Here is a 12,508-nt window from a genome sequence, read left to right as displayed (position 1 = left end):
ATCAAAAGTGTCTTACAAAGTAAAGAGATTTAAGAAAATATTTTATAAATGGGGTTTTAAAACACCCCTATTCTGTTTTCTGCAACAGCAATCCCAGCTTATAATAATCGAGATATCGTAGATTAATCTTTCCCTTTCCCTTTAAAAGTTTTTTTTCTACCATAGGCTTATTTATCTTGAAAAGAACAATAAATGCTCTTTTTAACCCTATTCTGCAGATCATATTAAACGCTTTTACCAACTTGACCTCTGACATCTTGGAATTGAGTTCCTCATCAGCCAGCATCTTAGATAAGCTATCCACTGATTCTTTTACTTTTTCAAGATAAAGCCTATTGTCTTCTACATCAATATTAAGAATAGGGTTATGAATATGGTCAATCTTTATATTGTTGGATTTCAGATCCATTGCAAATAAAAGGTCTTCATAACCATATTTCTGAAATTCAGAATTAAAAGAAATTTTTTGGAATACCTCTTTTCCGATGATAAAATTATTGGTCTGAAAACTCAGATAGGGATTTTCCAGTCGACTTGAAACCGGCAGGTTTTCACGCTCCACGGCAAATTTCCACCTCAGATAATGATCCCGATCCGGATTGGATTCTGACACCACTCTGCCGCCATATATAACTTTTGTGCCTGGGTTTTCATTAATAAATTGAATATAATTTCCAACGAAGTTATTATCCGTCACTTTGCCATCACAATCAAGAAAAAGTAAGTAGTCTCCTTTAGAATAAGTAAGAAATAGATTCCGAATCTTGGATCTTCCTATATTTTTATCAAGATAGATGAATTGATCTACCTGCTTCTGAAGAACTTCATTGATTTGTTTAAATTCTTCTTTCGATTGATCGTCTATTAATATAATTTCTGCATTAAAATCCTTTGCTATAATCTCTTTTTTTAAATCAGAAACCAGCTCCCTGACATCGAAATTATACACAGGAATACAGATGGTAATCTTCATTAATCAGATTTTTTCAATGATTTTCTGAATATTCAACTCTTCCAGACACGCCCAATCTCCCCTAAAGCATTCTTTATCTCCAAATACGGAACATGGCCTACATGTTAGGTCCTTTATTTGTACCACATCATTTTCACTTTGCCCGAACCCTAAAAATCCAGCATAAGGATGTGTAGATCCCCATATGGAAACACATCTTGTCCCAACAAGACTTGCTAAATGCATATTTGCAGAATCCATGGAAATCATGAGTTCCAACTCTGCAATCTTGTCTAATTCCTGTTTAAGATTTAATTTACCTGACAGACTTTTTGTATTAGGAATTTCATGCTCCCATTTCTCAAGAGTTTCAGTCTCATTTTTTCCACCCCCAAAAAAGTATATTTTTTCTTTTTGAGCTAATATTTTTACGAGCTCATAAGATTTATCCAGAGGAAGCATTTTTCCCTTATGCTGTGCAAAAGGAGCAAAACCTATCCCTGATTTTTGATTCGTAAGTGGCCTTAGCTGATTCGATAATGTTATATTAAATCCCATCTCTCTGAATACATCAGCATAACGCTCAACAGTACGTTTTAGCTGTGTTTTATCAAGGTTCCAAATGTCGGTAAGGGCTTCTTTTTCCTCTTTACCTTTATCGATTTTAAATACAGTATATCCCTTTCTTCGATAGATCTTATCCAGGATCTTAGTTCTGATTACATCGTGTAAATTTGCAATATAATCAGGTTTAAACTCCTTTATGAGTTGATTAGCCAATCTGTTTAAACCAAAAAACCCTTTATAATCATCAAGATTAATTCCCTTAAAGATAATATTCGGGATATCAGAAAACAGACTTTCAAAATTTTTTCTGGAAACCATTATGATCTCCACATTTGGGTTTTGTTCAAGAAATTCACGAAAAACAGGTGCTGTCATCGCAACATCACCAAAAGCGGAAAAACGATATGCTAGAATTCTTGTCACAATTATGATTTCAGTTGATAGGCAACTGCATAAAACTTGATCTGTTTAGTCATTGCCATTAGACCATTAGCTCTGGAAGGAGATAAAAACTCCTGTAATCCGATTTCAGAAATAAACTGGAAATCTGAATCTAAGATTTCCTGCGTAGAATGTCCACTATAAATGCTAACCAGTAAAGAAACGATCCCTTTTGGCAAAATACCATCAGAGTCTGCATCAAAATAGAGCTTGCCATCTTTATATTCAGCATCAATCCAAACCTTACTCTGACAACCCTTAATTAGGTTATCATCGTTTTTTTTGCTTTCTGAAAGTCCTTTTAATTCTTTCCCAAGATCAATAATATATTCGTACTTCTGCTCCCAATCCTCAAGAAATGCAAATTCGTCAATTATTTCCTGCTGTTTTTCTTTAATGGTCATTTTTTAACAATCTTTATGCAAAGATACCAATTTTGTGAAGATAATTTATTGAGATGCTTTTTGAAAAACCTCCAATAGCTTTACCTCTTCATTTTCCCAGCAAAGTACTTCTGATGCCTTTTCCAATTCGTCCTGATAGTTCTTTCTCCCCCTATTTAAAACTTTATTGATTGCCTCTGCAATATTTCCGGGCTGGTGATCTTTAATAATTTCTCCGACATCAAATTGCCTTTTAATATTCTGCATCTCCGGAAGGTCTGCCATAATTAAAGGAACCCTTGCCTGGATGCAGTCCAGGACCTTGTTAGGAAGAGAATATAGATAACTGTCTCCTCCATTTTCCTCTATACTCATTCCAACATCAGCTGTAAGGGTGACTTTTCTTAATTCTTCTGGCATTAGTTTCCCTAAAAACTGAACTTTCTGCTGCAAACTTTCCTTTACAACCAAATCTTCATATTCTTTCCTTCTGGGACCATCACCTGCAATCTTAAAGATAACATGGTCGAGATGATGCATCGCCAAAATTGCTTTGTCAATTCCCCGAAATGGATTGATTGCACCCTGATACAAAAATATTTTTGGCTTGTTTTCAGGAATATCTATTGAAAAACTCATTCTTCTTGGTGAATTTTGAACTACAACAGGATCAATATTATACTTCTCTTTGAACCATTGTGCATAACTTCCACTAGCCGTTATCATGAATTTTAATTTCGGAAGCACCTTCTTTTCAAGGTAGCGCCACATTTTTTGTGACATTTTGCCCTGAATTGCCGGCATTTCGGAAAAAATTTCATGACTGTCAAAAATTAAAGGAATATTTAATTTTTTAGCGATAAGATAATTAGGAAGCAAAGCATCAATATCATTAGCATGGAGAATGGTATGCTTATCCGCTTTATTCTTTAGCTCTTTATACAGCTTCCAGTTAAATTCAAAATAAGCGGTCTTTAAACTTTTAGAAATCAATGAGATCCTTGAAAAAGAATAAGGTCTTTTCATTTCTGAGGCTCCTCCCCAATCATTGCCGATCAGCTCTATCTGATAGCCGTTTTCATGCAAAGTCTTACAGACCTTTTCTATTCGTTGATCTGTATAAAGGTTACTGAAAGCAGATGTAATTATTTTTTTCCTCATTAGCTTTTCTTTCCAGCCATCAGATGGTAAATCTGTATAAAACAGATCAATCCGTTCGGGATAATCACCGGCCAAAGCATTCCGCTAAATATACCATAAATGACAAAACAAATACAGCCTATCATATTAACGATTCTAATTTTTCTTACATCTTTTAATATAAAGCTTAAAACTATAAAAAGTGAAGCAGAATATCCAACATAAGTAGCAATTTCGGGACTCATCAGAAAAATTTTAGGGACACAAACTTAGTCATTTTCAATAAGATAATAAAACTTTTTTCTGCCATTAAGTCATTAATTGATTTTTGGTAAAATATTTGTAATTTAGAATAATGAATAAAAGATACTTCCATCTTTATTCTAATTGAGATATATTATGGATTATAAGTTTTCACAAGGTTTGAGCCAGGTGTTCAAACAGAGCAAAAATGAAGCTAAAAGGCTGAAAAGTGAATTTCTTAATACAGAACATCTACTTTTAGGTATTATAAAAACAGAAAACTCTGCAAAAGAAATCCTTCAAAACCTTAATGCCGATTTAACACAAATCAGAAGAAAAATTGAAACTCTAAATACAGCAAGTCTTAATCCTATTTCTGAGGAGGTAACCAATATTTCCTTCACTAAAATGGCAGATCATGCCGTTAAACGTGCAGAATTAGAATGTCGACAATACAAAAGTAATGAAATTAATACCGTTCATTTACTTTTAGGCATTCTTTATAAATATGAAGATCCAACCTCAAATATATTAGGAGCTTACGATATTGACTATGAAGGAGTTTCAAGAGAATATCAAACCATGCTTAAAAACTCTGGCCAGTCACCTCAAATGAGTGCATATGACGATGACGACGAAAGAGAGGAATTTGAGCAAATGAGAAAGCCTGCCGGCAACTTAGGTGCCGCGAAGAGCAAAACTCCTACATTGGATAACTTTGGTAGAGACCTTACCTCTTTGGCAAGAGATGGGAAATTGGATCCTGTAATCGGCCGTGAGAAAGAAATTGAGCGTGTGTCTCAAATCCTTTCTCGTAGAAAGAAAAACAATCCACTTCTTATCGGAGAACCTGGAGTTGGTAAATCTGCCATCGCAGAAGGGCTGGCTTTAAGAATTCAACAGAAAAAGGTGTCAAGAGTTCTTTTCGGAAAAAGAGTGATCACTTTGGATCTTGCAAGTTTAGTTGCAGGAACAAAATACCGTGGTCAGTTTGAGGAGAGAATGAAGGCGATCATGACTGAACTTGAAAAAAACCGCGACGTCATCTTATTCATCGATGAGTTACACACTATTGTAGGTGCGGGAAGCTCTACTGGAAGCTTGGATGCATCCAATATGTTCAAACCAGCATTAGCAAGAGGCGAGATTCAATGCATCGGAGCAACAACTTTAGATGAATACCGTCAGTATATTGAAAAAGACGGAGCATTGGAAAGAAGGTTCCAGAAAGTAATGGTGGAACCAACCAATATTGATGAAACCATTCAGATTTTAAATCAGATCAAAGATAAGTATGAAGAGCATCACAATGTTGTTTATACACCAGAAGCTATATTAGCTTGTGTGAATTTGACATCAAGATATATTACAGACCGTTTCTTACCGGACAAAGCAATTGATGCAATGGACGAAGCAGGTTCCCGTGTTTATATTAAAAACATGAAAGTCCCAACAGAAATCATTGATTTCGAAAAGAAAATTGAGGACATCAAAGAAATGAAGCAGAAAGCTGTAAAAGCTCAGGATTACCTTGAGGCAAGAAAGCTTAAAGATGAGGAAGAACGTCTTCAGATGGAGCTTAATGCAGCACAGGATCAGTGGGATAAAGATGTAAAAGAGAAAAAAGAAACCGTTACAGAAGAAAATGTAGCCGAAGTGGTTTCTATGATGAGTGGTGTTCCAGTGACCAAGGTTGGTAAAAATGAGTTGGATAAATTAGCTCAGATGGACAGCAATCTAAACGGAAAAGTAATTGGACAGGAAGATGCTGTAAGAAAAGTTGTTAAGGCTATTCAGAGAAACAGAGCGGGTCTTAAAGATCCAAACCGTCCGATCGGAACGTTTATTTTCCTGGGGACTACGGGTGTTGGTAAAACTGAACTTGCAAAAGTAATGGCAAGAGAGCTTTTCGATTCAGATGAAGCTTTGATCAGAATTGACATGAGTGAATACATGGAGAAATTTGCAGTATCTCGTTTGGTCGGTGCGCCTCCGGGATATGTTGGATATGAGGAAGGGGGTCAGTTAACAGAAGCGGTAAGAAGAAAACCTTATGCTGTGGTTCTTTTAGATGAGATTGAAAAAGCTCACCCTGACGTATTCAATATTTTATTACAAATTCTGGATGAGGGTCATGTTACTGATAGTTTAGGTAGAAAAATTGATTTCAGAAATACGATCATTATCCTTACTTCAAATATCGGTACCAGAGATCTTAAAGACTTTGGAGACGGTGTCGGATTTGGAACTTCTGCTAAGAAAACAAATTCAGATACAAGAGCAAGAAGCACGATTGAAAATGCCCTTAAAAAAGCATTTGCTCCTGAATTCCTGAACAGAATTGATGACATCGTGATCTTCAACTCTCTTGAGCAGACTGACATCAAGAAGATCATTGATCTTGAATTGAACAAGCTTTACAACAGACTTGAAAAACTAGGATATAAAGTTGATTTAACTGATGCAGCTAAAGACTTTATTTCTGAAAAAGGATGGGATAAAGATTTCGGTGCAAGACCACTGAAAAGAGCCATCCAGAAATACATTGAGGATTTATTAGCAGAAATGCTTGTAAATAAACAATTAAGTGAAGGAGAGACCATCGTTCTTGACGTGAATGAAGCTAAAGACGGGTTAACAGGAAAACCTCACAAGACAAAAAAGACGACTGAAAAGTCTTCTCAATAAATAAATAATTTTATTAAAATAAAAGCATCGGAATATCTATATTCCGATGCTTTTTATATATAAGCCAAAACCATTTGGTTTTATCCGTATCGATTATTATAATCCAACCACAAATCCTATATTAGGAACTAATCCACTTGAGAAAATACTTGAATTCTCTTTCCATAAAACATTGTACATCAATCCTAACTGCATAAAAGAATTTCCACCAATCCTCTGCATATATCCTCCTCCAAGATAGAGCGCTGTTTCTTCTCTATTATCTTTGTAGTCGTAAAACTTATCATGATAATTAATAAAATAATGTTGAAGGTTTGCTCCTACATAAAATGATCTTGCAAAATAATAATTCACAAAAGGACCAACTCCAAACATTGTTGACCTGTAATAATTGGATGTCTGCCAGGAAACACTTCCTACCACTCCCCCTTCCAGATCTTCGGTCAATCTGTATCCTACTCTTGGAGCCGCCTGAAGAGAGAATGCACTATTACTTCCAAACCCTAAACCAATCCCACCACCAAAAGTCCATCTGTTGGTTTCTGCTACAGAAGGAGTTCCTACTGAAACCTGGGAAAATATTGATATTGAGAACATCAGCATCAATGGAATAATTATTTTTTTCATATTCAGATAATTAATTGTTTTTAAAGACTATACGAAAGTATATTCATTCACTGAGGTCAAAAATTTCGTGATCTTATACTAACATCGTTTTTATCAATGTTTAAAATTATGGTTTTTTTCCGAATTTTTTAGTCGTATTTTTGCCGCGTCAAACTAAGAACTCCCGTTAAGAGTTTCGTAAAATTGAAATACAATGAAAATAGTAGTAGGCCTCTCAGGAGGTGTAGATTCCAGCGTTACAGCATATTTGCTTCAGCAGCAGGGCCACGAAGTGGTGGCTTTGTTTATGAGAAACTGGAATGATGCTTCAGTAACACTGGAAGATGAGTGTCCGTGGATAGAAGACAGTAATGACGCATTAATGGTTGCTCAAAAACTTGGAATCCCATTTCAGGTCATTGATATGAGTGAACTTTACAAGGAACGTATTGTTGATTACATGTTCGATGAATATCAAAAAGGAAGAACCCCAAATCCTGATGTTCTATGTAACAGAGAGGTTAAATTTGATGTTTTTCTGAAAACAGCAATGTCTTTGGGAGCCGACAAGGTTGCAACAGGGCATTATGCAAGAGTACATTCAACTTTTGATGAGAACGGAAAAGAAATTTTCCATCTTCTAGCTGGAAAAGATAACAATAAGGATCAGTCCTATTTTTTATGTCAGCTGAATCAGGATCAATTATCTAAAGCGTTATTTCCGATTGGTGAGCTAACGAAGCCTGAGGTAAGAGAGATTGCAAAAGAAATCGGTCTGGTTACAGCAGATAAAAAAGACTCTCAGGGTCTATGTTTTATCGGGAAAGTAAGTCTTCCTCAATTTTTACAGCAGCAATTAAAACCAAATGAAGGTGAAATTGTAGAAATATTCAGCGATTCTCCATTATTTTCAGGAGAAAAACCTGCGTTTTCTTCAAAAGAAGAGGAATTGGAATTTTTATCTCAAAAGATCAATTATAAAAAATCTGACGGAAAAGTAATTGGAAAGCATCAGGGCGCTCAATTTTTCACGATCGGACAAAGCAAGGGGTTAGGAATCGGAGGACACAAAGAAAGTTGTTTTATCGTATCAAGAGACATGGAAAACAACATAATCTTCGTTGGAGAAGGTCACAGTTTTCCGGGATTACATAAAAAAGCTTTAAAAGTGGATAATTCCGAACTTCACTGGGTTCGTGAAGATCTAAGACTTGCCAATGGTGAATCGATGGAAGTGATGGCAAGATTCCGTTACAGACAGGCTCTTCAGAAAGCAACGATTTATCAGTTTGAAAATGCTTTTTATATGGAGTTTGAAGAACCTCAATCTGCGATTGCAGAAGGACAATTTGCGTCGTGGTATATTGATGATGAACTTTTAGGAAGCGGAGTTATTGCATAATTAAAAAAATGATTTTTGTAACCTATTTTCAAAAGTGATACTTACTTTGTAAATAACAACAAAAATCATTAATTATGAAAACTTCTTTGAAAAATCAATATGCCAAAACCAACCAAATTTTAATATTTTTGGTTTCGTTTGTTTTCGGATACAATCTTTATCAGGCAATTGTACATCCTGATAAATCACATCTGATACTCAGCATTATTCTATTGGCAATTACTTTGTTTATGTGTCGGGAATATGGTTATAAGCAGACAAAAGATAAATAAACTCACAAGAGTTCTGAAATATTTCAGAACTCTTTTTTTTGTAAATAGTTGATTTATAAATTGAAAATTAAACTGATCTAAAGTTATTCCTGAGCTGAAAAATAAATGATCTTACTTTCAACGTCCCTTATAAGAATATCTATTTTCTTTTCGACATCCTCTCCATAAAAATTGATAAACAACAATTCATTGCTTTTTTTACTATAAACCAGCTTGTATTTTGTCTTCAGAAAATCATTGAAGGAATTTATCTCCTGGCTGGAATCCAATCTTACTCCTGTAGAAAAATCAGATATTCTTATGCTACCCATTGGCCAAAAAAGCTGATTATCCGTAATTTCCAAAATTTTATAGATAGGGATATCAATTTTTTCAGACCCTGAAACCCTGTATCCTTCAATTCTTTCTAAGAAATTTGTTTTTGAAGACAATTCTACAGCAATCTTCAGATATACTTTTATTTCTATTTTTCTTCTGTGGGTACTGAAAATCTCTACTATACAATCTTCATCCTCATTTCCCTGAAGAATATTTATCTTCTCTGTTTCAATACTTTTTTCCACCGCATATTTTCCATATTTGGGGTAAACCAATATATTTTTTATAAGATTAAATAAGAGGGCAACTCCTACAAAAGAAAAAAATCCAATCGCTATAAAAGTGATCATGAAGTAAATGAATGATCCAACCGTATCCTCTGCATCTTCAAAAAAAGGATTATAATCAAAAATGAGCAGTTTAAATCCAAATATAATAAGCAACATATTCAAAACAATAAAGAGAATCGCTTCCCAGCCCACTCCATTCCCTTGCTTTTGTAATGGTATATTCTTGTACAAAATATTTTTCTCTCTTTCTGTAAATCTTCTGATCATGATATTATTTTTTGATCCGATTAGACATTTTACCGTTCTCACCGGATTTTAAAGTAGACTGACATAAAATTACAATGAATTCTATACCCAACAGTATTACGAGATATCCAACGGGTTTTCCAAGAATAAGCCCTTTTATCAGTTTTATAATTCCAATTGCCAGAATGAAAATCATAAAGAAGATTGTTGTGTTTGATCTTTGTTCTTTAAAATATTTCATGATTATTACAGAAGTATAAAACCCAAATAAAAAAATCAAATAGAATTTTAAGAATTCCGGACCTTTCAAGGAAAACGGATCAATAGTCTGATGATTAAGAATGAGCCACATCATACTTATGATCAGTGAAACTCCATATAATATTATCTTTTTCATAAGTATTTATTTTAACCCCCGCAACCCCCGCAACCTCCACATCCACCACATCCACCGCAGCCTCCTCCACAACTGCTTCCACTACTGCAACCGGAACCTCCGGTACCTCCTCCATCAGCTTTATCTCCGGATCCTTTATGGTCAGGATCCTCAAATAAAGAGATAATAGATCCAAAAATTATGATTCCGAGAATCGCTATAAACAGGATGACCAAAGTGTCTAAAACATTACCTAAACACGATGAGAGCATCAAAAGAATCATAAACAGTGAGATTAGTTTTATTTTTTTTCCCCAACCTCTAAATAGAATATTTTTCGGCTTGGAATTCTGCCAGATTTCTACAGGTGCTTCTTGCTGAAAGACTTCTTTATAATACTTCAAAGTATCTGAAAACCAACTAACATGCTTATTTTTTTCTGTTATCCCTCCTTTAGATGGGTGATGGTGCAGTTTTCTTTTGAGAATATCGGGGCAAAATTCCTCCCAGTAATTTTGAGTATAGATCAGGTGCATATGCCATACTTTATCTATGGTTTCACTTGGAGAAGCTCCATTGGGAAGAATGCAGCAGAGATAAACAAACTTTTTATATTCTTCTATTGCTTTTTGAGTAAAGTCCAAGGTCCAGTTTTCCTCTTTAGCGAGTTTTTTAGAGAAAGGAAAATTAATATCTGGAACATCTAAAGAAAAATCCTGAATTCTGTTCCACAGAGCATCATTCTTTATGATCATTTTTGTTTCCATTGTTTCAACTTTTTATTTCTACTCAAATATGCATTGATTATAAAATATAAAAGTCTTATGAGAGTCTCATTTGGTTTTAAAAAAATCTTAAATTAGTCTTATGAAAAAAGAAGATATTTTACATCTTGAGAAATTAATGAATTATTTAGGTCTTTACTTTCTAAAAAAAGGAAGTTGGGAAGATATTACCAAAACAGAATGGTCTTATATTGTTGACGAACTTAACGAACTGATAGTAAGCTCTGAAACTGCCAATCACATTAAAAATAAAGTAGATATTTTAGGTTCAAACTATCTGTATGAACATCTGATCATTAATAAGTTAAAGAAATATTATCAAAATGAAAATGCCAGTATCAGTAAACCCAATCTGGCAAAGTTAAGCGTCATCGTAAGGGCTTTAGGATACTCCAATTATATTGATTTCATTAATTCGAATACGGAAGCATTTAACTTCAATGATCTTCGGATCGATATGAACAATGCAAAGCAGAATACGACCCTTCTGGATAAACTTATCGGTTGTTGGTATTCGTACAACAGAAATTTACCCGATACTCCTTTACAAGCAAAAGAGGAACGGATTTGGCGCTCTGCCATGGAAATATACAAATCTGAAACATCTGGGGAATATTTCATTGAAAGAAGTGGGGGTGATCACCATAAATACTTCGGAAAAGTAACGGCATATTCAGATTATGTATTCATCATCATGAACAGCAATACTTTTATACGGCAAAGACACTTTATATCAAGGATAAAAGATATCAACGAAAAGCTTAAAAATCCAGAATACAAACTCCATGAATTGCATTTTATAAGTACATGTATTAGTTTTAATCAAGAGCCTATTGCTCTATTCGAAATTTTCCAAAAGGCAGATCGTAAAAACTTTCTTCCCGATTCTATCAGCTTCCCAATTGATAGTGACGAAATCCCAATCTCTATCGTTAAACAGCTTGAAGATACAGAGGCTAACAGGATAGATTACAAATAGATGAGTTGAGAATGGAAAGTTGAGGGATGAAAGCTAACAGAAGAAGATTTTTCTGATTCCTAATTAACCCACAAGCCAATCTTTAAAATCTTTAACCCGATCCCTGCTTACTGTAATTTCTTCACTGGGCTGAAATTCCAATTCTACCTTATAATTAGGTGAAGTGTGAATGTTGTTAATATAATCTGAATTGATTATAAATTGCCTGTTCACCCGGAAGAATTTTTTACCTTCTAAAGTCTCCTCCAGATCATCCAATGTAAAATCTGAAGGATATGTTCTGTCTTTAGTTTGAAGATAAACAATTTTATTCTCACTGAAAAAACAGCTTATCTCCTGAGTTTGAATGATTTTCAGATTATATCCTATCTTAACCAAAATCCTGGAGAGAGTGGATTTATCCTTTTTGATTAGTTGCTTAATATCCTGTCCACTCACCGAATTGTCAGAAGGAAGAAATGATTTGAATTTCTCTATCGCGCCCGCTAGATCTTCGTCCAAAATTGGTTTTAATAAATAGTCAATGCTATTTAATTTAAATGCCTTTAATGTATACTGGTCAAAAGCTGTCGTATAAATAATAAACCCTTTTGAAGGCACCTTTTCAAAAATATCGAAAGATAATCCATCACCTAAAACAATATCCGAAAATATAAGCTGAGGATGTTCATTTTCAGAAAACCAGGCAACTCCCTCTTCTACTGATTCAATTTTCGCAACAACCTCAATGTCAGGAAATATGCTGAGCATTCTTTCTAATTTCCTTGAAGCCGGCTTTTCATCTTCAATAATGACAGTTTTGATCATAGAACAGTAGTTT

Annotated in this window: 14 protein-coding genes; 4 read left to right on the top strand and 10 right to left on the bottom strand. The window is 34.5% G+C overall.

Going from position 1 to position 12,508, the window contains the following annotated elements; all coding sequences use genetic code 11:
* Positions 1-67: 67 nt before the first annotated feature.
* Genes CEY12_RS14715 through CEY12_RS14695 form a run of 5 tightly spaced genes read right to left on the bottom strand, consistent with a single transcriptional unit; the run spans position 68 to position 3,728 of the window.
* On the bottom strand, positions 68-973 hold the full coding sequence (locus CEY12_RS14715; RefSeq protein ID WP_089028403.1) for a glycosyltransferase: 906 nt from the start codon (positions 971-973) through the stop codon (positions 68-70).
* Between the two features lie 3 nt (positions 974-976).
* Positions 977-1,942: a glycosyltransferase family 9 protein gene (locus tag CEY12_RS14710; RefSeq protein ID WP_228409704.1), complete on the bottom strand. Its 966-nt coding sequence runs from the start codon at positions 1,940-1,942 to the stop codon at positions 977-979.
* 2 nt (positions 1,943-1,944) lie between these two features.
* Entirely contained in the window at positions 1,945-2,364 is a 420-nt protein-coding gene (locus CEY12_RS14705; RefSeq protein ID WP_089028401.1) for a SufE family protein, read from the bottom strand.
* 45 nt (positions 2,365-2,409) lie between these two features.
* The gene (locus CEY12_RS14700) at positions 2,410-3,504 is read right to left on the bottom strand and encodes a glycosyltransferase (protein WP_089028400.1); all 1,095 of its coding nucleotides are present in this window, start codon (positions 3,502-3,504) and stop codon (positions 2,410-2,412) included.
* Positions 3,504-3,728: a uroporphyrinogen decarboxylase gene (locus CEY12_RS14695; RefSeq protein ID WP_089028399.1), complete on the bottom strand. Its 225-nt coding sequence runs from the start codon at positions 3,726-3,728 to the stop codon at positions 3,504-3,506. The genes CEY12_RS14700 and CEY12_RS14695 overlap by 1 nt, the downstream gene beginning before the upstream one ends.
* Before the next feature lie 154 nt (positions 3,729-3,882).
* Between CEY12_RS14695 and CEY12_RS14690 the strand changes: the two genes are divergently transcribed.
* Positions 3,883-6,414, top strand: a complete 2,532-nt coding sequence (locus tag CEY12_RS14690; protein WP_089028398.1) for an ATP-dependent Clp protease ATP-binding subunit — start codon at positions 3,883-3,885, stop codon at positions 6,412-6,414.
* Positions 6,415-6,510: 96 nt separating this feature from the next.
* On the opposite strand, the gene CEY12_RS14685 is transcribed toward CEY12_RS14690, so the two are convergent.
* A complete protein-coding gene (locus CEY12_RS14685; protein WP_089028397.1) occupies positions 6,511-7,041 on the bottom strand; it encodes a hypothetical protein in 531 nt (176 codons plus the stop codon).
* Positions 7,042-7,234: 193 nt separating this feature from the next.
* On the opposite strand from CEY12_RS14685, the gene mnmA reads away from it, so the two are divergent.
* On the top strand, positions 7,235-8,422 hold the full coding sequence (gene mnmA, locus CEY12_RS14680) for a tRNA 2-thiouridine(34) synthase MnmA (protein WP_089028396.1): 1,188 nt from the start codon (positions 7,235-7,237) through the stop codon (positions 8,420-8,422).
* 74 nt (positions 8,423-8,496) lie between these two features.
* Positions 8,497-8,694: a hypothetical protein gene (locus tag CEY12_RS14675; RefSeq protein ID WP_089028395.1), complete on the top strand. Its 198-nt coding sequence runs from the start codon at positions 8,497-8,499 to the stop codon at positions 8,692-8,694.
* A gap of 83 nt (positions 8,695-8,777) precedes the next feature.
* Here the strand turns inward: CEY12_RS14675 and CEY12_RS14670 are convergent, their stop codons facing one another.
* From CEY12_RS14670 to CEY12_RS14660, 3 genes are read right to left on the bottom strand one after another with little or no spacing between them, the layout of a single operon-like run.
* Positions 8,778-9,569, bottom strand: a complete 792-nt coding sequence (locus CEY12_RS14670; RefSeq protein WP_157676829.1) for a hypothetical protein — start codon at positions 9,567-9,569, stop codon at positions 8,778-8,780.
* Between the two features lie 4 nt (positions 9,570-9,573).
* The gene (locus CEY12_RS14665) at positions 9,574-9,945 is read right to left on the bottom strand and encodes a hypothetical protein (RefSeq protein ID WP_089028393.1); all 372 of its coding nucleotides are present in this window, start codon (positions 9,943-9,945) and stop codon (positions 9,574-9,576) included.
* 11 nt (positions 9,946-9,956) lie between these two features.
* Entirely contained in the window at positions 9,957-10,691 is a 735-nt protein-coding gene (locus CEY12_RS14660; protein ID WP_089028392.1) for a glycine-rich domain-containing protein, read from the bottom strand.
* Positions 10,692-10,791: 100 nt separating this feature from the next.
* On the opposite strand from CEY12_RS14660, the gene CEY12_RS14655 reads away from it, so the two are divergent.
* Positions 10,792-11,688: a hypothetical protein gene (locus CEY12_RS14655; protein WP_089028391.1), complete on the top strand. Its 897-nt coding sequence runs from the start codon at positions 10,792-10,794 to the stop codon at positions 11,686-11,688.
* Between the two features lie 63 nt (positions 11,689-11,751).
* Here CEY12_RS14655 and CEY12_RS14650 read toward each other — a convergent pair whose 3' ends face one another.
* Positions 11,752-12,495, bottom strand: coding sequence for a LytR/AlgR family response regulator transcription factor (locus CEY12_RS14650; RefSeq protein WP_089028390.1), 744 nt, complete (start codon positions 12,493-12,495; stop codon positions 11,752-11,754).
* Between the last annotated feature and the right edge of the window lie 13 nt (positions 12,496-12,508).

Origin of the sequence: Chryseobacterium sp. T16E-39, from assembly GCF_002216065.1 — a bacterium.
GTDB lineage: Bacteria > Bacteroidota > Bacteroidia > Flavobacteriales > Weeksellaceae > Chryseobacterium.
Note: the sequence above shows the minus strand (reverse complement) of the source record. Positions and strands in the feature narration are given on the sequence as shown.